This window comes from Cupriavidus sp. IDO (genome assembly GCF_000812465.1).
Lineage (GTDB): Bacteria > Pseudomonadota > Gammaproteobacteria > Burkholderiales > Burkholderiaceae > Cupriavidus.
The window spans coordinates 102171-123862 of the sequence record NZ_JWMA01000199.1 but is presented as its reverse complement, the minus strand read 5'-3'; the positions used below and the strand labels follow the sequence as shown (position 1 = coordinate 123862).

20 protein-coding genes are annotated in these 21692 nt (G+C 64.3%); 8 read left to right on the top strand and 12 right to left on the bottom strand.

The genetic code is table 11. From position 1 onward, the window contains the following. Positions 1–118: 118 nt before the first annotated feature. The 7 genes from RM96_RS35185 to RM96_RS35155 form a co-directional block, all read right to left on the bottom strand. Positions 119–3235: an efflux RND transporter permease subunit gene (locus RM96_RS35185; protein WP_039016376.1), complete on the bottom strand. Its 3117-nt coding sequence runs from the start codon at positions 3233–3235 to the stop codon at positions 119–121. Between the two features lie 6 nt (positions 3236–3241). Beyond that, entirely contained in the window at positions 3242–4402 is a 1161-nt protein-coding gene (locus RM96_RS35180; RefSeq protein WP_039016375.1) for an efflux RND transporter periplasmic adaptor subunit, read from the bottom strand. A gap of 2 nt (positions 4403–4404) precedes the next feature. Continuing rightward, entirely contained in the window at positions 4405–5748 is a 1344-nt protein-coding gene (locus tag RM96_RS35175; protein ID WP_039016374.1) for a TolC family protein, read from the bottom strand. Positions 5749–5932: 184 nt separating this feature from the next. Beyond that, positions 5933–6340, bottom strand: a complete 408-nt coding sequence (locus tag RM96_RS35170; protein WP_039016373.1) for a hypothetical protein — start codon at positions 6338–6340, stop codon at positions 5933–5935. A 157-nt stretch (positions 6341–6497) separates the two neighbouring features. Next, a complete protein-coding gene (locus RM96_RS36520) occupies positions 6498–7562 on the bottom strand; it encodes an acyltransferase family protein (RefSeq protein WP_052279922.1) in 1065 nt (354 codons plus the stop codon). Positions 7563–7902: 340 nt separating this feature from the next. After that, on the bottom strand, positions 7903–8634 hold the full coding sequence (locus RM96_RS35160) for a hypothetical protein (RefSeq protein WP_238587513.1): 732 nt from the start codon (positions 8632–8634) through the stop codon (positions 7903–7905). A gap of 236 nt (positions 8635–8870) precedes the next feature. Then, positions 8871–9464 (bottom strand): uracil-DNA glycosylase family protein, encoded by a 594-nt coding sequence (locus tag RM96_RS35155; RefSeq protein ID WP_039016372.1) that lies wholly within the window; start codon positions 9462–9464, stop codon positions 8871–8873. A gap of 142 nt (positions 9465–9606) precedes the next feature. Here RM96_RS35155 and RM96_RS35150 point away from each other — a divergent pair, with 142 nt between their 5' ends. The 6 genes from RM96_RS35150 to RM96_RS40465 all read left to right on the top strand — a co-directional run bounded on the left by RM96_RS35150 (position 9607) and on the right by RM96_RS40465 (position 12653). After that, positions 9607–9945, top strand: a complete 339-nt coding sequence (locus tag RM96_RS35150; protein ID WP_039016371.1) for an ArsR/SmtB family transcription factor — start codon at positions 9607–9609, stop codon at positions 9943–9945. Beyond that, positions 9942–10394: an ArsI/CadI family heavy metal resistance metalloenzyme gene (locus RM96_RS35145; protein WP_039016370.1), complete on the top strand. Its 453-nt coding sequence runs from the start codon at positions 9942–9944 to the stop codon at positions 10392–10394. The genes RM96_RS35150 and RM96_RS35145 overlap by 4 nt, the downstream gene beginning before the upstream one ends. Beyond that, positions 10391–10912 (top strand): arsenate reductase ArsC, encoded by a 522-nt coding sequence (locus tag RM96_RS35140; protein WP_039016369.1) that lies wholly within the window; start codon positions 10391–10393, stop codon positions 10910–10912. Before RM96_RS35145 ends, RM96_RS35140 begins: the two co-directional genes overlap by 4 nt. Further along, complete coding sequence (arsB, locus tag RM96_RS35135; protein ID WP_039016368.1) at positions 10899–11978, top strand: ACR3 family arsenite efflux transporter; 1080 nt, start codon at positions 10899–10901, stop codon at positions 11976–11978. Before RM96_RS35140 ends, arsB begins: the two co-directional genes overlap by 14 nt. Before the next feature lie 98 nt (positions 11979–12076). Then, a complete protein-coding gene (locus tag RM96_RS35130; protein WP_039016367.1) occupies positions 12077–12400 on the top strand; it encodes a DUF190 domain-containing protein in 324 nt (107 codons plus the stop codon). A 25-nt stretch (positions 12401–12425) separates the two neighbouring features. Further along, complete coding sequence (locus tag RM96_RS40465; protein ID WP_082016851.1) at positions 12426–12653, top strand: GDCCVxC domain-containing (seleno)protein; 228 nt, start codon at positions 12426–12428, stop codon at positions 12651–12653. Positions 12654–13061: 408 nt separating this feature from the next. On the opposite strand, the gene RM96_RS35125 is transcribed toward RM96_RS40465, so the two are convergent. Further along, positions 13062–13292: a DUF2188 domain-containing protein gene (locus RM96_RS35125; protein WP_052279920.1), complete on the bottom strand. Its 231-nt coding sequence runs from the start codon at positions 13290–13292 to the stop codon at positions 13062–13064. Positions 13293–13807: 515 nt separating this feature from the next. Between RM96_RS35125 and RM96_RS38290 the strand changes: the two genes are divergently transcribed. Further along, positions 13808–14107: a hypothetical protein gene (locus RM96_RS38290; protein ID WP_082016850.1), complete on the top strand. Its 300-nt coding sequence runs from the start codon at positions 13808–13810 to the stop codon at positions 14105–14107. 191 nt (positions 14108–14298) lie between these two features. On the opposite strand, the gene RM96_RS35120 is transcribed toward RM96_RS38290, so the two are convergent. From RM96_RS35120 to RM96_RS35105, 4 genes are read right to left on the bottom strand one after another with little or no spacing between them, the layout of a single operon-like run. Beyond that, entirely contained in the window at positions 14299–15033 is a 735-nt protein-coding gene (locus RM96_RS35120; protein WP_039016366.1) for an MgtC/SapB family protein, read from the bottom strand. A gap of 12 nt (positions 15034–15045) precedes the next feature. After that, the gene (locus RM96_RS35115; protein ID WP_238587512.1) at positions 15046–16395 is read right to left on the bottom strand and encodes a TolC family outer membrane protein; all 1350 of its coding nucleotides are present in this window, start codon (positions 16393–16395) and stop codon (positions 15046–15048) included. Between the two features lie 44 nt (positions 16396–16439). Further along, the gene (locus tag RM96_RS35110) at positions 16440–19493 is read right to left on the bottom strand and encodes an efflux RND transporter permease subunit (protein WP_039016364.1); all 3054 of its coding nucleotides are present in this window, start codon (positions 19491–19493) and stop codon (positions 16440–16442) included. 1 nt (position 19494) lies between these two features. After that, entirely contained in the window at positions 19495–20568 is a 1074-nt protein-coding gene (locus tag RM96_RS35105) for an efflux RND transporter periplasmic adaptor subunit (RefSeq protein ID WP_039016363.1), read from the bottom strand. A gap of 498 nt (positions 20569–21066) precedes the next feature. On the opposite strand from RM96_RS35105, the gene RM96_RS35100 reads away from it, so the two are divergent. Next, positions 21067–21687: a TetR/AcrR family transcriptional regulator gene (locus tag RM96_RS35100; protein ID WP_238587511.1), complete on the top strand. Its 621-nt coding sequence runs from the start codon at positions 21067–21069 to the stop codon at positions 21685–21687. Positions 21688–21692: the final 5 nt, after the last annotated feature.

The window sequence follows — 21692 nt, the reverse complement described above, 5'->3', positions numbered from 1 at the left end:
TACTAGCCCGACCGCAAAATTCTGCCAAACCCCAAACAAAAAAGGCGCCCCACGCATCGCGCAAGGCGCCTTCGATGCTCGCGCCACCGGGCAGTATGCACCCGGTGGCAGAGACCCATCACACCGGCACGTCCTTCGTCGGATCCACCTTCCGGTCATCAAACCAGCGATAGAGCGTCGGCACCATCACCAGCGTCAGCAGCGTCGAGGTAATCAGCCCCCCGATCACCACCACCGCCAGCGGACGCTGCACTTCCGAGCCTGGCCCTGTCGAGAACAGGAACGGCACCAGCCCCAGCATCGCAATGGTCGCGGTCATCATCACCGGGCGGAAGCGCTGGGTCGCGCCCTGCACCACCGCCTCATCGACCGACAAACCCGAATCGCGCAGCGTGCGGATATATGACACCAGCACCACGCCGTTGAGCACCGCCATGCCCCACAGCGCGATAAAGCCCACCGACGCCGGCACCGACAGGTATTCGCCGGTGACGAACAGCCCGATGATGCCGCCAATGGAGGCGAACGGCAGGACCGTGATGATCAGCGTGGCGAAGCGAAGCGAGTTGAACAACAGGAACAGCAGGAAGAAGATCGCGGCGATGGTGACCGGCACAATGATCTTCAGGTGACCCATGGCGCGTTCCATGTTCTGGAACTGGCCGCCCCACTCGAGGTAGTAGCCTTCCGGCAGCTTCACCTTGGCGCCGGTGGCCTGCTGCAGCTCGGTCACGAAGCCGCCGAGGTCACGGTCCTTCACGTTGATCATCACCACCACGCGGCGCTTGGCCATTTCGCGGCTGATCTGGGCCGGGCCGTCGGTGACTTCGATCTTCGCCACGCTCTGCAGCGGCACCTGGATGCCATGCGGCGTCGGCACCAGCAGCTGGCGGACGGCCTGCACGTTGCTGCGGAATTCTTCGGGCAGGCGCACGGCCGCGGCAAAGCGGCGTTCGCCTTCGAAGATGTCCGTGGCGCGCTTGCCGCCGATGGCGATCTCGATCAGGTCGTGGATGTCCGACACATTGAGCCCGTAGCGCGCAATCGCCTGGCGGTCGATCTCGATCGACAGGTATTGCTGCCCCGAAATCCGCTCGATGCGGATATCCTGCGAGCCGTTGATGCCGCCGGCCACGCGCGCGATCTCGCCGGCCAGCTCGCGCAGCTTGTCGAGATCGTCGCCGAACACCTTCACCGCCACGTCCGAGCGCACGCCGCTGACCATCTCGTCCACGCGGTCCGAGATCGGCTGCGCCATCACGATCTGCACGCCGGGAATGGCCTTGAGCTTCTCGCGGATGGCGTTGGCGATATCGTCCTGGGTCCAGCCGTCGGGCCACTCGTCGCGGTCCTTCAGGCTGGCGATGGGCGTCGATTCGTTCTGGCCCTGCGGGTCGGCCGGGCTTTCGCCGCGGCCCACGCCCGAGACCACCGATTTCACGCCCGGCACGCTCAGCACCAGCTTGTTGGCCTCCTTCTCCAGCTTGATCGACTCTTCGAGCGAGATGTTCGGCACGCGGTCGATGGCCGGCACGATCGAGCCTTCCTTCATTTCCGGGATGAACGAGGTGCCCAGCAGCGGCACGATGGCCAGCGTGGCGACGAATGCTCCCACCGCGCTGATCACGGTCTTGCGGCTGTTGCCCAGCGCCCAGTGCAGCAGGCGCAGGTAGTGGCGCTTCATGAAGGCGATGACGCGCGTGTCATGCTCGGCGCCGCCCTTGAGCAGGTACGACGACAGCACCGGCGACAGCGTCAGCGACAGGAACAGCGAGATCGCCAGCGCGATCGAGATGGTGAACGCCAGCGGCGCGAACATCTTGCCTTCCATGCCGGACAGCGTCATCAGCGGCAGGAACACCAGGATGATGATGCCCACGCCGACGATCACGGGCGTGGCCACTTCCTGCACGGCCTTGACCAGGATCTCGGTCTTGGTCAAGCCAGGATCCTTGTGTCCGAGCCGCTCGAACGCGTTTTCGACCACCACCACCGAGCCGTCCACCATCAGGCCGATCGCAATCGCCAGCCCGCCCAATGACATCAGGTTGGCCGACAGCCCCACCTCATTCATCACCATGAAGGTCAGCAGCGGCGTCAGCACCAGCGTAGCCAGCACGATGACCGACGAGCGCGCGTCCCCCAGGAACAGGAACAGCACGATCACCACCAGCACCACGCCTTCGAGCAGCACCTTGGTCACGGTCCACAACGCGGAATCGACCAGTTCGCTGCGGTCGTAGTACGGCACGATCTGCAGCTTGCCCGGCAGCATGCCGCGCTCGTTGATCTCGGCCACGCGCGCCTTGACCCGGCTGACCACCTCCTTGGCATTGCCGCCACGCATCATCATGACGATGCCGCCGACCGCCTCGGTCTGGCCGTTCTTGACCAGCGCGCCCTGCCGCACCTCGTGCCCGATGGTGACGGTGGCCACGTCGCGCAGGTACACCGGCGTGCCGGCGATTTCCTTCAGCACGATGCTGCCCAGGTCGTCCACGCCCTTGGCCAGGCCCACGCCACGGATCAGGTACTGCTCGGCGTAGTGCGGCAGCACGCCGCCGCCGGAGTTGGCATTGTTGCGGGCCAGCGCCTGGTAGACCTGCTGGATCGGGATCTGGTAGTGGCGCATGCGCTCCGGGTTGACCAGCGCCTGGTACTGCCGCACGTAGCCGCCCTGCGAGTTGATCTCGGCCACGCCGGGGATCGAGCGCAGCAACGGGCGCACCACCCAGTCCTGGGCGATGCGGCGCTCGGCCAGCTCTTCCTGCGTCAGCTCGCGGTCGCCGTCGTCGGCGCGGTCCAGCGTGTACTGGTAGACCTCGCCCAGGCCAGTGGAGACCGGACCCAGCACCGGCGTCACGCCTTCCGGCATGCGCCCGGCCACTTCGATCAGCCGCTCCATGACGAGCTGGCGCGCGAAGTAGACATCGGTGGCGTCGGTGAAGACCAGCGTGATCAGCGACAGGCCGGCCTTGTTCAGCGAGCGCATCTCTTCCAGCCCCGGCAGGCCGGTCATGGCCATTTCCACCGGCACGGTGACAAAGCGCTCCACTTCTTCCGGCGAGCGGCCGGTGGCCTCGGTGGCGATCTGCACCTGCACGTTGGTCACATCGGGGAACGCATCCACCGACAATTTGGTGGCTGCGCGCAGGCCGAAGAAGAACAGCACCACGGCGATGACGCAGACCACGAGCCGCTGCTTGATCGCGGCTTCGACTAAGGATTTCATCATGGCCGCTTAACCCTGTTCCAGGCGCTTGCGCTCGTTGTCCAGGTGGAAGGCGCCGTCGACGACGATGCGGTCGCCGGCCTTCACGCCGTTCTGCACCACGCGCATGCCGTCGCTTTCGGCGCCCAGCTTGACCCTTGTCAGGCGGTACTGGTTGCCAGGCACTTCTACGTAGACGAGCTCGTCGTTGCCGTCGCGCACCACCGCCGCGGCCGGGATCACGAGCTGGTCGACCGGCTTGCCGGCAATCAGCATGCTCGCCAGCATGGCGGGCTTGAGGCGGCCTTCGCGGTTTTCCAGCTCGGTGCGGACCAGCACCGTGCGCGATTGCGGATTGACGGTGCGGCCCACGTAGATCAGCTTGCCGGTGACGTTGTGCCGGCCCGCGCCATTGGCGAGCGACGGCACTTCAATTTCGACGGTCTGGCCTTCTGCCACTTGCGCGGCCTGCTGCTCGGGCACCTCGGCCACCACCCACACGCGCGACAGGTCGGCCACCGTGTAGAGCGCATCGGCCGGCTGCACCACCTGGCCCTGCGCCACGTTGCGCTCGACCACCGTGCCGCTGATGCTGGAGAACACCGGCGAGTACGAATCGATGCTGCCGTTCTTCCCCAGTCTGGCGATGGCGCCGGCGGACATGCCCAGCACGCGCAACTGGTCGCGGTAGGCGCGCATCTCGGCCGAGGCGATCGCCAGTTCGCTCTCGCGCCGCTGCAGCTCGCCGCGGCCGATCACGTCGGCGGCGAAAAGCTGGCGCGCGCGTTCGGCATTGCGCGCCTGCAGCTCGCTCTGCGCTTCGCTCTTCAGAAAGGCCATCTGCGCGGCGCCCAGCTCGCTGCTGTGCAGGCGCGCCAGCACCTGGCCGGCCTTCACTTCCTGGCCCAGGATGGCGTAGAGATCGGTGACGCGGCCGGTCACGCTGGCGCCGATGCGGGCCACGCGCTGCTCGTCAAAATCGATGCGGCCGGCCACGCGCAGCATCTCGCTGAACGGGGATGTGGTGACGGGCGCGACTTTCAGGCCTTGCTGCAGGTTGGCTTCGGGCTTGATCACGCCGGGCGGAAGTTTGGCCGGCTCGGCGGCAGGCGCGGGCTTGTCGGAGCAGCCGGCCAGGGCAAACACCATGACGGCCGCGGCCGTCATCGAAAACAGGAAATTGGGGCGCATGGTTACTTGGATTCGGTAGTGGAGGACGGCAGCGGAGCCAGGGCAGCCGCGTTGGCGTTCGTCGACAGGAGCTTTTCGATCTGGATGGCGGCCACCTGCAGGTCGAACTGGGCGGCGATCAGGTCGCTGCGCGCGCCGCGCAGCACGCGCTGGGCATCGAGGTAATCGAGAATGCCGCGCTCGCCGAAGCGGTAGGCCGACTCGGCCACGCCCAGCGCGGACTCGGCCTCGCGCACGATGCCGGACTCCAGTGCCGTCACCTGCGCCTGGGTAATCTCGTACTGGCGGTAGGCGGTTTCCAGTTCCTGCGCCAGCTCGAACTCGCGCGCTTCCAGCGCGGTGCGCGCCTGCGTGGCCTGCGCGGTGGCCTCGCCCACCGGGCCGCTGCGGCGGTCCCACAGCGGAATGGTCATGACCAGGCCGATCTGCGAGACGTTGTTGTCCGGCTGGCGATCGGTGCTGGCGCGCAGGGCCACCTCGGGCCAGCGCAGCGAGCGCTGGTAGTCCACGCCCAGGCGGGCGCGTTCCAGCTCCATGCGGCGCTGGGTCAGTTCCGCATTGCTGCCCGTCATGGTGTCGCGCAGCGCAGGCAGCGGCGGCAGGTCGGGCGCCTGGCCGAGCGTGCCGGCCAGCCCGAACTGCGCGGGCAGCGCGCCTCCCACCTGCTGGCGCAAGGCGGCCTTGGCCTGGTTCACGCGCAGTTCGGCGGTCTGCTGGCTCTTCTGCGTGGCCAGCAGTTCGGTCTCGGCCTTGATCAGCTCATAGCGCGGCGCTTCGCCGACCTCCACCCGCAGGCGCGCGCGCGAATGGATCTGGCGCATCATCGCCAGGTCTTCCGTGGCCGCGGCAAGTTCACTCTCGCGCCGCAGTACCTCGTAGTAGGCGGTCTTCACGCGCGCGGCGAGTTCGGCGTGGAAGCCGTGGCGCTGCGCCTCGGAGGCCTCCAGCCCGCGGCCCGCCATGGCCTGGCGCAGGTTGCGTTGCTGCGGGTAGTCGAACTTCTGGGTGATGGCGTAGCTGGGCGAGTTGCCGCTGGTCACGCCGGGCTGGCGGCCCTGCAGGCGGCCCATCATCACTTCGACCTGCGGGTTGGGATAGGCGCGCGCGCTGGCGATGGCCGCGCTGGCGGCATCGACGCCGGCCTGTGCCGCCTCCACGCCCTTGTTGGTGGTCTGGGCCAGCGTCAGCAGCTGCGGCAGCGAGTAAGACGGCGCCGAGGCCGGCAAGGAAGTTGCAGAAACGGCGGCAGTTGCCGGCGGCCTGGTGTCCGTGGCGGCGCGGGCCGGCGCGACGGCGAACGCCATCAGCGAAAGCGACGCGATCAGGGTCAGCTTGGAGTGTGTCATGAGTCCGGAAAGCAAGCGGTACGGCTGCCTGCGCCATGCCGCCGCGCGTCCCGGTGTGCACGCACTGGGGGACGAACCACGGCAGCGGCGTGCCCGGCTAACTAAGCAGCGGACAGGCTGGCGATATCAGGCAAAGGGGGCGCGGCCCGGGCACGGCATACGCGTGCGTCAGGCGCGAAGGCGATCAGGCGAGGGAGATGGGCGGCTTGAAGAAAGCCGAAGGCGGCGGCCCGGCACGGCCCGGCGGGGCCTGCGCGACATCGCCGGCGGGCAGCAGCAGCCGCACCGTGGGGAGGTCAAACAAGGCGCTGGACTCTTCGATCTCGTCCAGCAGGTCGAGCGGATCGAGCAGATCGGCCGACCAGATATTGCAGTAGCCCGGCGGCGGCTCGTCGAAGGCGTCTTCGTCATGCAGGCCGTCGTCGCCGGGGGCGATGATCCGGCCCATCTCGTCGACGGCCGGGAGCACTGCCACCTCGGCAACCCTGGCGGATGCCCCGTTGCCCTGCATACCCGCGTGTGCATGCGCCGCCGCTCCGAAGGAGAGCAGCGACAGGCACATGGCAGTCAGCAGCAGGAACAGGAATCGCATGAGGGTCGGGGGTTTTGCACGGTGCCACAAAGATCACTTACTGGCTCTGTGGGGGTCGTGCTGCGGGACAGCATTGTAACTTAATGCTTACGATTGACTCGGAATCGCCTCAGGCGTTCCCGGCCGAGCGGCTCATATCGGCCCGGGTGGAAGGCGGCTAGCCGCGCACACCGAGCGGGGCGGGCCACCTGCTCACGCGGAAGAAGCGCCTCAGGGCGCTGCGGACGGGGCGGTCGAACAGGAGATACACGGCCGCCGACAGGAGCAGCAGGAATACGGTCACACAGGCCAGCCCGGTCCAGCGCGAAGCCTCGTCGAAGTACCGGTTCAGTAGCGTGATGCCGATATTCTGGTGCAGCAGGTACAGCGGATAGGTCATGCCACCGGCGAACGTCAGCCACCCGGCGGCCCGGGCCGAGCTAACCGGCACGCGGTGCGCGAGATGCACGGCACCGGCGCAGGCGGCCATGATCGCCACCATGACCGGCACGCTGACCGGCACGCCGGTCTCTGGCACCGCGTCATTGGCCAGCGAGATCAGCTTGATGACGACACCGGCGACCGAGGCGGCATACAGGCACCAGACATCCGGCCCGCGCTTGCCGTGTTCGAAGAAACAGATGGCGGCGCCAATGCCGAAGAAGCCAACGTACGTGGATCCCGGATAGCGTACATTGAGGTCGAACCACTCGCCCGTCGCGATGAACACAGTGCCAAGCGCCACCCACAGCACCAGTGCTCCTGCCAGGTAGCGGGCTGGCATGGTGAAATACAGTGCCGCCGCCACCGCATAGAACTGGAGTTCCATCGAGAGCGACCAGTAGACATCGTCGATATAGGGTGCGCGGAAGGCACCTGCCAGAATCGGGATGTTCGCCAGCGCCTCGACGGGCGTCCGGAAGAACTGCGCCGGCCCGAACAGGTTGCCGACCACGAGCGTCATGCCGGCGCACAGCCAGAATGTGGGATACAGCCGGACGATCCGGGCGACGGCGAAGTCGCGCAGTGTGCGATGCCGCAGGGTCATCAGGATCACGTAGCCGGAGATGAAGAAGAACAGCCCGGCGCCGAGGAAGCCGTACTTGGCAGCGCCCGCCAGTTCCGGATAGTGGAGAATCTGAGGGTTGCCCCCCTCGTAGGCGCGAAAGCCGAAGTGGTACAGCAGCACTGCCAGTGCCGCCACCATCCTCAGTCCGTCGAGCAGTGCGTTGCGTTGCGCCATGGCGATACCCCGTGAGACGTTGGTGACAGGACAACAGCGAACGCCCGTCGCCGGGGGGCGGGCGGCGGCGGGCAACGGCTTGTCCTGCTTGCGCATGCTATCCGCCGGTGAGGGCCGGGTGCATCCGCCATATGGCGGGGCGGAAGTTGCTGCGGCATGTGGCCTGCCGCACCGTTCGGACGCCTGCCTCGTATCCCTTATCGAGTCGGATCAAATGGCCGGTCGTGTCAGCCAAGGCGGGCGGGATCCTCGCGTTCCCGTTGCGGCAATTGGCTGATCGCAACTGCGGGCGGCCTTTCATCGGCCCCCAACCGGGCAACAGTCCCCCTTCGTGCCGGACTTATGGCAGCGGCACCTCGAAGATCCATTTCAATGTCCACCGGTCAGCCGCTTGCGAAAGCCCTCGGCCAATGCCGAAATTGAAGACCAGCGGGCCATGGTTGACATCAAACGCCATGTAGACGGTTTGCGCCTGGTCGGGGCCGGTTGACGGATGATTCACGCGCCCCAGATCCATGTAGTACTCGACGCCGGCACGCAACCACGGCAGCACCGTGCGCGCGGCCTTGAAGCCCGGTACGGCGCTTGGCACCCCGCTCTTTGTCGGGCCCGAGAGATCCCAATCAAGCACGGGGTTAAAGGCAAACAGCCAGCGAGCGTCCTGATAGCCGAAGATCGGGCGCAATTCCAGGGTCCGGGTGGCCGTCTCAAAGCGATGGTCGACGTGGGCGAGTTCGACGTTCGCACCGGCGAAATATCCTGTGCCATCCACGGGCCGTACTGGCAACCATTTCACGCGCACCTTGGGCCCGGTCACATAGTAGGAGTTGTCGCGCGTGAGGACAGTCGGGATGTACAGGCCCAGCTCCCACGAAGGCGCCAGACCGTAGGAGAACTCGGCCGTGGCGCGCCAGCCATGCGCATTGGTGACCTCGCCCGCGTAGCCCGGTTGCGAATTGCCGCTTGGCGTGGTGTTCAGGTGCAATTCGAGGCCAAATTCACCTGGAGTGTTGATATCGCCCGTATAGACCTGAATCTCATCCGGCAGGGCCGCGTGGACAGGCGATGCCATCCAGATAGCCGTCATGGCGCACAGCCAACAATGGAGAGTCTTCATGGGAACTGAGTGATCGCTGCGTGCCCTACATGATATTCATTGGTTATTGAGATACTATCTTTATTAGTTTTTGATAATGATGAGAAAAATAGGAGTCATTGCGAATCGCACATGGCATCCGGTGGTACGCGTCTCGGGTGCAGCGTCAGAATTTGAAAACGGCACGTGCCAGCGCGCCCGCCCCGCTCAGGCTAGTCGGCCAGGGCCATTGCCACCTGCTGCCGCAGTTGCGGCACCACCTCGGACTCGAACCATGCGTGGGTGCGCAGCCAGAAGCGATTGCGCGGGCTCGGGTGCGGAAGGGGGAAGTAACGCGGCAGGTACTCGGCGTAGGCGGCGACGGTAGCCGCAAGCGTCGCTTTGGCTGTGTTCTTCAGGTACCAGGCCTGCGCGTGGCGGCCGATCAGCAGGGTCAGGCGGATGCACGGCATGGAAGCCAGCAGCGGCGCATGCCAGAGCGGCGCGCACTCCGGGCGCGGGGGCAGGTCGCCACTGGCGCCCTTGCCCGGATAACAAAACCCCATTGGCACGATCGCCACCTGACCGGGATCGTAGAAACGATCCGGGGGCAACTGCAGCCACTCTCGCAATCGTTCGCCCGAGGGGTCATTCCACGGAATGCCCGTTTCGTGCACCCGCCGCCCGGGCGCCTGGCCGACGATCAGCAGGCGTGCGCCGGAGGCGGCCTGGACAACCGGCCTCGGTTCGTGCGGCAAGGCGCAAGCGCGGCAGTGGGCGATGTCGACGAGCAGGCGGTCAAGCGGGGAAGCTGAAACGGCTGGCAAAACGGGATTGGGATGTACAGGTGCGGGGCCCTCAGTGTAGGTGTATTGGCCGGCCAGTGCCCTCGCGTGACCCGACGCTCCGGGAAATCCTGTCATCAAACCTTCATTTGCGGCATTTCTTCATTTCGACTATCGTGGAAACATGGAAACGAACCAAGCCATCGCCTCGCTCGCGGCCCTTGCTGCCGCTTCGCGCCTGGAGGTCTACCGCCTGCTGGTCCGAGCCGGCCCTGACGGTATGCCTGCCGGCCGGATCGCCGAGGCCCTCGGCCTTCCGGCCTCTTCGCTCTCCTTTCACCTGAAGGAACTGGCGCATGCCAGCCTGGTGATGTCCCGGCAGGATGGCCGGTATGTCATCTACACCGCCAACTACGCAACGATGAACGACTTGATCCAGTACCTGACCGAGAACTGCTGCCAGGGGGAGCCATGCCTGCCGGCGCTGGCCACGGGCTGTGAATCTTGTGGAGATCAACCATGAAACGCCTGCACGTACATGTTTCGGTCGACAACCTTGCCGACAGCATCCGCTTCTACTCGGCCCTGTTCGCCAGCGAGCCCACCGTGACCAAGCCGGACTATGCCAAGTGGATGCTGGAAGACCCGCGCGTGAATTTCGCGCTCTCCATGCGCGGCAGCAAGCCCGGGCTGGACCATCTCGGCGTGCAGGTGGAGTCGGAGGAGGAGCTCGGCGAGATGCAGGCGCGCCTGGCCAGCGCCGAGCTGCCGGTGGAAGCGCAGATCGGCACGAACTGCTGCTACGCGAAGTCCGACAAGTACTGGACCGTCGATCCGCAAGGCATTGCCTGGGAGTCGTACCACACGCTGGATGCCGCGCCCACCTACGGCGAATCACGCGATGAACCAAGCGCCTCGGCATGCTGCGCCCCCACGCCAACCACCATTACCTTCCTGAACCGCGGCAAATGAGCAAAGACACCTACAACGTCCTCTTCCTCTGCACGGGCAACACGTCGCGCAGCATCATGGCCGAAGCCCTGCTGGCCACCATGGGCAAGGGCCGGTTCAGGACCTTCAGCGCAGGCAGCCAGCCCTCTGGCACGGTGAATCCGTTCGCCATCGAGCAAGTGACGAAGACCGGCTACGACCTCTCGAACCTGCGCAGCAAGAGCTGGGATGAATTTGCGGAGGACGGCGCACCGCAGATGGACTTCATCATCACGGTTTGCGACCAGGCCGCCGGTGAAGCCTGCCCGATCTGGCCGGGACACCCGGCGTCCGCGCACTGGGGTTTCGAAGACCCGGCGGCGGTCGAGGGCACGGATGCAGAGAAGCGTGCCGCCTTCGAGCGCATCTTCCGCCAGATCATGCAGCGCGTGAACGCGTTCGCCAGCCTTCCGCTGAGCGTGCTGGACAAGACAGCCATTCACCAGGAACTGAAGAAGATTGGCGATACCCCGGTCGAGGCCTCGAATGCGCGCGCCTGACGCTGTCACCAGCGCACCGGTTTCAACCAGGCCCGCTATCAGTTTCTTCGAGCGCTACCTGACCATCTGGGTCGCGCTGTGCATCGTGGCTGGCATTTTTCTCGGCCAGGCGCTGCCGGGCGCATTCCAGGCCATCGCGGGTATGGAATACGCGCAGGTAAACCTGCCGGTAGGCTTCCTGATCTGGGTGATGATCATCCCCATGCTGCTGAAGATCGACTTCAGCGCGCTGGGGCAGGTGAAATCCCACTGGCGCGGCATCGGCGTGACGCTGTTCATCAACTGGGCGGTCAAGCCGTTCTCGATGGCGCTGCTCGGCTGGCTGTTCGTGCGGCACCTGTTCGCGCCGATGCTGCCGGCCGGGCAACTGGACAGCTACATTGCGGGGCTGATCCTGCTGGCAGCCGCGCCGTGCACGGAGATGGTGTTCGTGTGGAGCCAGCTGTGCAAGGGCGACCCGTATTTCACGCTGTCGCAGGTCGCGCTGAACGACGCCATCATGGTCGTGGCGTTTGCACCCGTGGTTGCGCTGCTGCTCGGCTTGTCTTCCATCACGGTGCCGTGGGACACGCTGCTGACTTCCGTCGCGCTGTACATTGTCGTGCCGGTCGTGATCTCGCAGCTTGCGCGAAAGATGCTGTTGAAGAAAGGCGTGCAGCACTTCCAGCGCGTCGTGGCCAGGCTCGGCCCGTATTCCATCGCTGCGCTGCTGCTGACGCTGGTGCTGCTGTTTGCCTTCCAGGGTCGGGCCATCATCGAGCAGCCGCTGGTGATCGCGCTGCTGGCCGTGCCGATCCTGATCCAGGTCTTCCTGAACTCCGGGCTTGCCTACCTGCTGAACCGCAAGCTGGGTGTTGCGCATTGCGTGGCGGGCCCGTCGTCGCTGATTGGCGCGAGCAACTTCTTCGAGCTCGCGGTGGCCACGGCCATCAGCCTGTTCGGCTTCCAGTCCGGTGCGGCGCTGGCCACCGTGGTAGGCGTACTGATCGAGGTTCCGGTGATGCTGCTCGTCGTCGGCATCGTCAACCGGACACAGAAGTGGTACGAAGCCGGCGCCAGGGCCTGACGCAATCTGGGCCTTGGACCGGCGACGGCATTGAGCTAGCATGAAAAAAGCCCCTGAACAGCGCGCCACGCGTTGGAACCGGGTGGCAGGAGACGGCAATGCAAGGCTACCAGGTGACGTTCTTTACACAGGAGGGACGTCGCTATCACGGCAAGCAACTCTCGCACTGGCTGATGCAGTTGCTGCAGGAGATGCGTGTCCGCGGCGCCACGCATACGATCGCCGCGGAGGGGATCGGGCATAGCCACCGCCTCCATTCCTGGCATTTCGTCGAACTTGCCGACCGGCCGGAGGAAGTTACGCTGGTCGCTACCGCGGAAGAGCTCGAAGCTCTCTTCGAGCGCCTCAACCGCGAGGACATCCATCTCTTCTACACCAAGACACCCGTAGAGTTTGGCTCAGTTGGCAAGGCCCAGCCTTGAACCCCCTATCGTGCTCCTTTGCGCCATGAGCGGTATCCAATTGCAGTCCACCATCACTTGCCCGCTGTGTGGTCACGCCGCGGAAGAGACCATGCCGACCAGCGCCTGCCAGTGGTTCTATCAGTGCAAAGGCTGCGAAGCGGTGCTTCGGCCAAAGCAAGGGGATTGCTGCGTGTTCTGTTCGTATGGGAGCCGCAAGTGCCCGCCAATGCAACAGCGCGCGGATGCATGCAGGCCTTGTGTCGACAGCTAGTCCACCGCGGCCGCCACGCGGCAGACCAGATAGATTTAAAAGGCTTTTTTTGCCGATTTGTGCGGCTTGGGTTTTGGAGGGGCTGTTGCTGACGGGCCTGGGGGTAGTGGCTGCGGGTTGACGCTGTCGATGGTTCGACGGCCCCGTTTCGCCCTGTCGGGCGACTTCCTTTTTGACGGCGCCAAAAAGGAGGTCGCCGGCTACGCCGGCGAAACAGCAGCGCATCCAAGAACCTAGTCCCGCAATCCGGCGAAGAACCATTTAAAAGCCCCCCACGCAAGCAGAGGCGCCCCTCGATGGTGCCCAAGGCCGGAACTCAGGGTCGCCATGCAACGACCCACTGCCTGATGGCCACGGGCCCCTGCCAGGGGTTACGGCCTTGCCAGGACGGGAATAGCGAATTTCCAGCTAGCTGGCCTCAATCTTGGGTGGATCCTTGCTATCGGTTTTGCATGCGCGAATTTTTCCGTCCCGGCCGTGGACGAACAGTTCCACGCCATCCTCCTTCGCTTTTTCTGTGCCCGCGGCGACAGCCTGATCCTGCGTCAGGTATTCCGCGCTCCCTTCGTCTTCCCCTTCAACCTCGACGACCCAGCCGTGCTTCCCGGTTGGGATGACGTGGATGCTGTGTGCGTGCATGATGTCTTGCTCCTGCCACCTCGTAATGAGTCAATTTTTGCGCTGGCGGGCCGGAAGCGCCAGCTTCGACTGTGCGAAACCGCCCAATCCAAGCAAAGGCGCTTTCCACTTTCGCATTTGCTCTGGCAACAACAAGGTCCCGATCTGGCTGAACGCCTTCATCACGTTGAATTGGCGATGAACCGCCGTGTTCGCGGCTGAAACACACTTAATGGGGCAACGGCTTAGGCACTAAGGCGGATGCCATTTCCAAGGCCATCATCCAGCATGGATACGCGGGGCCGGTTTTCGCCTCGCCTTCACGGCCTCCCGGATCCCCCCGGTACCGGGGGGTCTTTTTTTCATCATTAGATGGGATAGCCGCAGGATGGTGTCCCTGAAAGCGCAGACCAAGGCAGTCGACATGAAGGATAGGCGTTCCACAAAACCCTTACCGTTTGTTACGCAGGTCAAATTTCAGCCGTTGTATATTAAGCATTTGTGAGGGTAATCCTCGAAATCTCAAAGGGGCGGTCATGTTCAAGAGGACACTGGTAGTTGCAGTTGGGAGTCTGCTGATTGGTTTGAGCTTCGCGGCCTCGGCGCGCGGTGGGGGCGCGGGAGGCGGCGGTTTTGGCAACGGTGGCAATATTGGCGGCGCGGCGTCAGGGCACGCAAGCAATGAGGCCGCAATGAATTCCAATGGCTCATTTTCCAATGACCGCGACAAAGGTTTGCAGCGTGCCGAGGACCGGAGGAGTTCGGAAGGGTCGAGTCATGAAAAGGCCCACACAAATCGCATGCATCGCAACAGCAATCACGCGCGGAAACACTGAATTTGGTTAGACATACCGTATGTCTAACCAGTTTGCGCGAGCCTCCCTGCCAGATGGGAGTCAAGCAGTTCTCCAGGGCGCTCTGGAGAAGCTGGGGCTCTAGCAGTGCCATGATGAATACCGGCCAGGCTTGAGCGCGCAGCATCCGTCTTGCCGCAGTGGGGGTGTTTCGGTGTACTCGCTTACCCGGCTCAACTGCGTACGGGCAGGATGCTGAACTGAGAGACACCCTGTGTTGCAGCCATCTCGGCCGCCAGCGCTGCCGGCGATGTTGCGCGCGCCTTGTCCGGTGCGACCAGGCTGACTCTCCACACGACCTGGTTGTCGGCAAATGTGATGGTCAGGCTGTCGTGCAGCACGCGATAGCCACGGGACTTTGCCCTGTCGATCAGCAGATCGAGGTCAGGCGCTTCTCCCGGTTGGAAAGTCAGCGATACATCAAGCGTCATGCGCCCCGGTAGCCTGGACTCCAGCCGGTGCAACAGCGACATCGAGCCCACGCAGAGCACCGCGAGCATCAATGCGGCGGCATAGAATCCAACGCCTAGCAACACGCCTATGGCCGAGGCAGCCCAGATCGATGCCGCGGTCGTGAGGCCGCGGATACTCATGCCGTCCTTCATGATGACGCCCGCGCAAAGGAAGCCGCAGCCGGTGACGACTCCCTGGACGATATGGGTCGGGTCTGCCTGGGCGTGCGCTGAAACACCGCCGTACCACAGCGCCGGGTAGCCGACGAACACAGTCAGCGCCGTCGACGCCATGCATACGAGGCCATAAGTGCGCATGCCGGCGGCGCGGCCATTGTATGAGCGCTCGTAGCCAACCAGCATGCCGAGCAGCAGCGCGCCCACCATGTTCAGCCCGATGAACGCGTTGGCGGCGAGGAAGGCGCCACTCCAATAGTGCTGCAGATGTCCGAGCATAGTGTTTCGCGATCAGGCTGCGAGCCAGGCATTCAGCGAGCGCAAGGTTTCCTCGCTCAATTCCCCCGCCGCCGCGGCAAGCCGCAGACGGCCAAGCAGGTAGTCCAGGCGTGCCTGGACCAGGTCGAGCTCGGCGGTGAACACGCGCTGCTGCGCGTCGAGCACGTCGGGTTGCGTACGGGTGCCGACGTCCCGGCCAAGCGTCGTTGCCGCGAGCGCGCTACGCGCCGAAGTCAGCGACTGCTCGAGTGCGGCGACGCGCGACACGCCCGTTTTCACCGAGAGGAATCCGTCCTGAACCTTCAGGCGCACGTCTCGGCGGGCGGCGGCAACCTCCTGCTCCGCCTGGCTCTTCTTCGCAACGGATTCCCGCTCGCGCGAATCCAGTCCGCCGCCCGCGTACAGCGGAATGTTGAGCTGCAAGCCGATCGTCGCGCTTCGGGTGTTGCTGGCTGCAATCCAGGGAGCCAGGTTGCCGGTTTGCCCTTGCGCGCCATAACGCGCCACGAGCGCGACGGTCGGGCGACTGCTGACGCGGTACTTGTCGATCTCCGCGCCGGCAATGTCGCGCTCCGACTGCCTGGTCTTGACCAGGTAACTCTGTTCTTCACCCTTTGCCTGCCACGCCGTGAGATTGTCCGGTTCCGGCGGCCTCGGCGCGAAACCGGGCGCCAGCCCGCTGAGCTGATCGGGCGGCATGCCGACGGTTTCCTGGAATCGCGTGCGTCGTTGCTGTAGCGCGGATTGCGCCGTGACTTCGCGACTCTCGACCCCATCCAGGCGCGCCTGGGCTTCATGGAGATCAGTGATCTTGCCCTGGCCGATGTCAAAGCGCGCCTTCGCGCGGTCGCGTTGCTGCCGCAAGGCCGCCTTCTCGGCTTGCACCACACGGAGCGTTTCCTCACCCAACACTACGCCGAAGTATGCCTCGGCCACCCTAAGGGCCAGGTCCTGGCGAGACTGGTCGAACTGGGTCTGCGCCAGGTTTGATTGCTCGCGGAACTGCTTCCGCGTGGCTACCGCGGTCCTGTCGTACAGCGGCTGAACCAGCACCACGCCGGCCTGCCGCGCAGTTCCCGAAGTATCGCTGGACACCAACGGCGCGAGGTCGGCCGGCGGGTTGCCGGACGAACGATTGTTGATCCTGTCCAGGGTCGCCTGGAGGCTAACGCGGGGACGCAGCAAGGCGTCGCCCTGCACTGCCTTCTCCCGCCCCGCCGTGAGCGCATCATTCGCGGCGAGGCTGGTCGGATCATGCGCCAATGCCTGCTGATAGGCCCCCACGAGATCGATCGCGCCCGACTCTCCGGCGTTCAAGAAAAGCACGCAGCCCAAAGCCACCTGCCCGGCCCGCAGGGCCATACTCAATCTTTTCATCGAAATTACTCTCAACGTCACATTCGCGATCAGACGGTCGCAGGGCGCCTGGCCCGGTACCAGGTCGCATACAGAGCGGGAAGGAAGACGAGCGTCAGTACCGTGGCGACGGCGAGCCCTCCCATGATTGCCCACGCCATGGGGCCCCAGAACACGGAATGGGTAAGCGGCACCATCGCCAGGATTGCCGCCAGGGCGGTCAGCACGATCGGGCGCAGCCGTCGCACCGCCGCCTCGACGATGGCCGTCCACAACGGGACACCGGCGGCTACGTCCTGATCGATCTGCACGACCAGGATCACCGAGTTGCGGATGATCATTCCAGCCAGGGCGATCACGCCCAACATGGCGACAAAACCAAATGGAATCCGGAACGCGGCCATGATCGCGCTCACGCCGATCAGCCCGAGCGGCGCGGTCAGCAGGACCATCGCCATCTTCTTCATGTCCTGCAGTTGAATCATCAGCAGCACGAGCACCACGATGAGCGTCACCGGCATCACCGCGAATACGGAACGCTGGGCCTTCGCGCTCGATTCGTAAGCGCCGCCGATCTCGATGCCGTAGCCAAGCGGGAGTTCCTTTTCCAGTGCGTCGATCTTCGGCTGAAGCGCATGCGTGACATCCGGTGCCTGCGCCCCTGCGATATCGGCACGAACAGTCAGCGTTGGCACGCGGTTACGCCGCCACAGCTCGCTGTCCTCGCTGTCAAGCGTGAGTCGCGCCACTTGCGAGACCGGTACAAACTTGCCGTCGCGGACATAGATCTTTGCGTCCTTCAGGTTGTTCAGGTCCGTGCGTTCTGCGGCGACGAGGCGCGAGACCACGTCGATACCCTGGTCCTGCTCGCGGTACTGCGTGATCGGCGTGCCGGACAGCGAGGCTTCAAGGGCCTCTTTGATCTGGCCCGAGCTGACACCCAGTGCACGCGCCTTGTCCTGGTCGACGTCGACCTGCACGCGCTTGATGCGTTCGCCCCAGTCCTGGTTAACCTGGCGCACGTGCGGCTCTTCACGCATGATGTCCGCCACCTGCTGCCCGATTGCACGAACTTTGGCGTTGTCTTGCCCGTACACGCGGAACTGCACCGGGTAACCGACAGGCGGACCGTTCTCCAGGTGATTGACGCGGCCACGCACGTTCGGGAATCTTCCGTTGAACAGCTGCTCGAGCTTTTCCCTGACGCGCTCCCGGGCCTCACCGCCCTTCGTCATCACCAGCATCTCGCCCAGGTTCAGATTGGGCGTCTGCGCATCGAGCGGCAGGTAGAATCGCGGCGCACCGTTGCCGACAAAGCTGGTCACCGCCGCAATGTCCGGATCGCCCTTGAGCAGGCCTTCCAGCTTCTGCACCTCGCGCTGGCTCGCCTCGAAGGTCGACGCCCTCGGCATCCACAGGTCAACAATCAGCTCGGCCCGGTCAGATGCCGGAAAGAACTGCTGGGGCACTGCCTTGAACAGCACCAGTGCGCCCACGAACGCAGCGAGCGTGATGCCGATCACCCACACGCGATGCTTCAGGCAGAAGTCGATGAAGCGGCGGAACCTGACATAGAAGCCGCGCTGGTAGACCGCATCTTCGTCATGCGACGCGTGCGCATGCTCCTTCAATAGCTTGAAGCCGATGTAAGGGGTAAAGAGGACGGCCACGATCCATGACAGCAGCAGCGAAATACCCACCACCTGGAACAGCGAGTACACATACTCGCCCGTACCCGACTTCGCAAAGCCGACCGGAAGAAAGCCCGCCGCCGTGATCAATGTGCCGGTGAGCATCGGGAAGGCTGTGGCCGTGTAGGCATACGTGGCGGCGCGGAATTTATCCCAGCCTTGCTCGAGCTTCAGCGCCATCATTTCGACGGCAATAATGGCGTCGTCCACCAACAGTCCGAGCGCAATGATCAGCGCACCCAGCGAGATGCGCTGCAAGTCGATGCCCATCACGTACATCGCCAGGAATGTCATGGCCAGCACGAGCGGGATGCTGAGCGCGACGACCAGTCCGGTGCGCAAGCCCAGCGACAGGAAGCTCACGACGAGCACAATGACCACAGCCTCGGCCAGGCTCTTCTTGAATTCGAAAACGGAATGCTCGACGATACGTGGCTGGTCGCTGACCGCATGGATCTGCACGCCCACCGGCAGGTTGGAGCCGATGCGCTTTACCGCTTCGTCAAGCTTTGTGCCAAGCCGGATCACGTCACCGCCCTTGCGCATGCTCACTGCAAGTCCGATCGCCTCGTTGCCGTTGAAGCGCATCCTCGAGGTGGCAGGCTCCACAAAGCCGCGACGGACCTCTGCGATATCGCCAAGGCGGAAGGTACGCTGGCCGGCACGGATGCCGATGGCGCGTATTCCTTCGACGGAGTCAAACTCGCCACTGACTGCAAGCCGCACTTGTTCCGCGGTGGTTTGCACCGTCCCGCCCGAAGTCACGGCATTGGTTTGTGCGAGCGTCGACGCGATCAGTGCCGGGTCGATCCCCAGCGAGGCGAGCTTGGCGGTGGAGACCTCCACATAGATTTTCTGTTCCTGCTTGCCTACCAGGTCGACCTTGTTGACGTCGCCGACACGAAGGAACTCGTTACGCGCAGCGTCCGCAATGCGTCTCAGATCGTCATAGTCGAAGCCGTCGCCCGTGATGGCATAGAGGTTACCGAAGGTGTCCCCAAACTCGTCATTGAAGAAGGGGCCCTGCGTGCCCTGTGGCAGGGTATGCTGGATGTCCCCCATCTTCTTCCGGACCTGGTACCACACATCGGGCACAGCGCCCGGTGGTACGTCCTCGCGCAGGTTGACCTTGACCTGCGTTTCGCCCGGCTTCACGTAGGTGGACGTATAGTCGATCTCCGCCACCTCCTGCAGCTTGCGCTCGATCTTGTCGGTCACCTGATCGGCCATCTGCTGGGCGGAACTCCCCGGCCAGTACGCCTGCACGACCATGGTCTTGATCGTGAATTCGGGGTCCTCCTTCTGGCCCAGGCTGCTGTAGGCCAGTACGCCGGCCACGGACAACAGCAACAGCAGGAACGCGATCATCTGCTGGTGCTTCAGCGCCCATTCGGACAGGTTGATGCCTTTCACTTCACCCCCCCACCTTGGCGATGACAGACACCGCCTCGGCCACTTTCACCTGCTGGCCAGGCTGCAGCATATGCACACCGGCACTGACCACGGTCTCTCCGCCCGCCAGTCCCCCAACCACGATGACGCTGTCGTTCTGCGCGGCGCCCAGCTTGACTTCACGCGCGATCACCCGCGACGTCTTCGGGTCAACCACCCATACCTGGCGGCCATGTTCATGATCGACGATGGCGGTCAGCGGCACGCGGACAACGCCACTGCCGTCCACGTCGGGTGCCATGACAGACGCGGTCATGCCTAGCCGCAGCAGGTCCGGATCCGCGTCCTGAATGGAAATGCGTGCCGAGTACGTCCGCGTGACGCTGTCCGCGTCCGGCGCAAGCTCGCGGAGCTTGCCCGTCCAGGACTTGTCCGGATGCGCCCAGGCCGTGATCTTCAGCGTCGACGCCTTGCGCAGTTCGTCGACTCGCGACTCCGGAATGCTGACCGAGACCTCGCGTTCGCCGTCAGCCGCGACGGTGGCGATGGTCTGCCCGGCTGCAACCACCTGGCCGGCTTCCGCGTTGATTGCGCTGACCACGCCATCGCGGTCGGCTACCAGCGTCGTGAATCCGCGCATGTTGGCATTCAGCTGCTGGCGCGCCTGTGCCGAACGCAGTTGTGCTTGCGCCTGGTTAAGGGCCAGCCGCTGCTGGTCCAGCTCGGCCTGCGAGGCAAAGTTCTGGGCCAGCAGCTGCTCAGTGCGCTGAACGTCCACCCGCGCCTGCGCTACCCGGCCTCTTGCCGCATCCGCCTCCGCACCCGCCGCGGCCACCTGCAGCGTTTCCTGCGTAGGATCGAGCTGGAACAACGGCTGGCCGCGCTTGACATGACTTCCAACTTCCACCGTGCGTGCGACGATCTTGCCGGCTGTGCGGAATCCCAACTGACTTTCGTAACGCGCACGAATCTCGCCTGAATAGGTCGCACCGACCGACCCGGCGCTGCGTCCGGCGACCACGGTCCGCACCGGCCTTACATCCGCGTGTTCAGATGCGGGGTCCGGTGTACACGCGGCCAGCACGTGCGCCGCCATGACGGCAAGAGCCGCCGCTCGATAGTTCCTGTTCAATTTCTACCCTCCACTAAGGTCCGTCGCTCGCCTGCGAGTCATCAGCAATCCACGCCACCGAGCCGTTCAACGGTCTCGTGCTGGCGTCGGTGACGGCAGGCCTGTTCGGGCTTTCGCCCTTTCCGATTGCCCGAAATATACATCATAATGACTTACATGTCATGATGACGTATAATTTATTTTGTTCGTGGCGACGGGCGACTTTGACGTCCCGGACCGCATGAGACGAAGAAAACGCGCGCACCCGGATGGACGTGGTGCGCAACGACAATCGCCATACGTGAAGTGATGCGACGGACATAGGTCAGCGACGCAGGAAACCGGCGCGCGGCGTTGTCGACGCATTGACGATGAGGAGAGAACAGATCGATGACCCGGATGCAGACGAGATTCGCAGCCGAAACAGAACCGCGGGTAACTCGCGACCACCGCCAGCGAGTTGCTGCACAGCGACGGCAGCGCATGCGCTCGCTGTTGCTGAACAGTGCGATGCGCCTGATGATGGAGAACAGCGCCGCGACGCCCTCCATCGACGACATCATTTCGGCGGCACGGGTTTCACGCGGAACGTTCTACAAGTACTTTCCGTCGTCTGACGCGATCGTGCAGGAGCTTGTCGGGAAGATTGCTGAACAGTGGGTACGGGCGGCCGATCCCATCGTGCGCGACCATGACGACCCGGCCGAGCATATCGCCAGGGGCATACGGCTGGCGTCGATACTTACGGTGCACCAGCCGGGTGCGGCTGGGATCCTTGGCCGGCTCGGATGGGCGGGCTACCAGGCACCGACCATGCTGGAGTTTGTCCGCAGGGATATAGAGGAAGGCGTTCGCCGCAATCGCTTCAAGCGCATGCCGATCGCCCTGGGGTTCAATATCGTTGCCGGCGCTGCAATGAGTGCAATGCAGAGCATGCTTGAAACCGAAGGTCGCGAAGATTTTTCGGAACTCGCCGCGGCCGTGGCATTGCGCGCCCTGGGCGTGGAGGAATCAGCGGCCGATGCGATATCCAGGTCGCCGCTGCATGCGAGCGGAGCGCTGTTCGACGGCTTGCTCGCGGAATCGATCAGCGATGCGCCGTAGCACCA

Excerpts from the sequence above, each read along its gene's own strand:
- RM96_RS35150 (WP_039016371.1), top strand. The coding sequence starts at position 9,607 with ATGGAAACGAACCAAGCCATCGCCTCGCTCGCGGCCCTTGCTGCCGCT.
- RM96_RS38290 (WP_082016850.1), top strand. The coding sequence starts at position 13,808 with ATGTTCAAGAGGACACTGGTAGTTGCAGTTGGGAGTCTGCTGATTGGT.
- RM96_RS35115 (WP_238587512.1), bottom strand. The coding sequence starts at position 16,395 with ATGGCCCTGCGGGCCGGGCAGGTGGCTTTGGGCTGCGTGCTTTTCTTG.
- RM96_RS35140 (WP_039016369.1), top strand. The coding sequence starts at position 10,391 with ATGAGCAAAGACACCTACAACGTCCTCTTCCTCTGCACGGGCAACACG.
- RM96_RS35100 (WP_238587511.1), top strand. The coding sequence starts at position 21,067 with ATGCGCTCGCTGTTGCTGAACAGTGCGATGCGCCTGATGATGGAGAAC.
- RM96_RS35160 (WP_238587513.1), bottom strand. The coding sequence starts at position 8,634 with ATGGCATCGCCTGTCCACGCGGCCCTGCCGGATGAGATTCAGGTCTAT.
- RM96_RS35125 (WP_052279920.1), bottom strand. The coding sequence starts at position 13,292 with ATGCACGCACACAGCATCCACGTCATCCCAACCGGGAAGCACGGCTGG.
- RM96_RS35120 (WP_039016366.1), bottom strand. The coding sequence starts at position 15,033 with ATGCTCGGACATCTGCAGCACTATTGGAGTGGCGCCTTCCTCGCCGCC.
- RM96_RS35130 (WP_039016367.1), top strand. The coding sequence starts at position 12,077 with ATGCAAGGCTACCAGGTGACGTTCTTTACACAGGAGGGACGTCGCTAT.
- arsB (WP_039016368.1), top strand. The coding sequence starts at position 10,899 with ATGCGCGCGCCTGACGCTGTCACCAGCGCACCGGTTTCAACCAGGCCC.
- RM96_RS35170 (WP_039016373.1), bottom strand. The coding sequence starts at position 6,340 with ATGCGATTCCTGTTCCTGCTGCTGACTGCCATGTGCCTGTCGCTGCTC.
- RM96_RS40465 (WP_082016851.1), top strand. The coding sequence starts at position 12,426 with ATGAGCGGTATCCAATTGCAGTCCACCATCACTTGCCCGCTGTGTGGT.
- RM96_RS35180 (WP_039016375.1), bottom strand. The coding sequence starts at position 4,402 with ATGCGCCCCAATTTCCTGTTTTCGATGACGGCCGCGGCCGTCATGGTG.
- RM96_RS36520 (WP_052279922.1), bottom strand. The coding sequence starts at position 7,562 with ATGGCGCAACGCAACGCACTGCTCGACGGACTGAGGATGGTGGCGGCA.
- RM96_RS35145 (WP_039016370.1), top strand. The coding sequence starts at position 9,942 with ATGAAACGCCTGCACGTACATGTTTCGGTCGACAACCTTGCCGACAGC.
- RM96_RS35175 (WP_039016374.1), bottom strand. The coding sequence starts at position 5,748 with ATGACACACTCCAAGCTGACCCTGATCGCGTCGCTTTCGCTGATGGCG.
- RM96_RS35185 (WP_039016376.1), bottom strand. The coding sequence starts at position 3,235 with ATGATGAAATCCTTAGTCGAAGCCGCGATCAAGCAGCGGCTCGTGGTC.
- RM96_RS35105 (WP_039016363.1), bottom strand. The coding sequence starts at position 20,568 with ATGGCGGCGCACGTGCTGGCCGCGTGTACACCGGACCCCGCATCTGAA.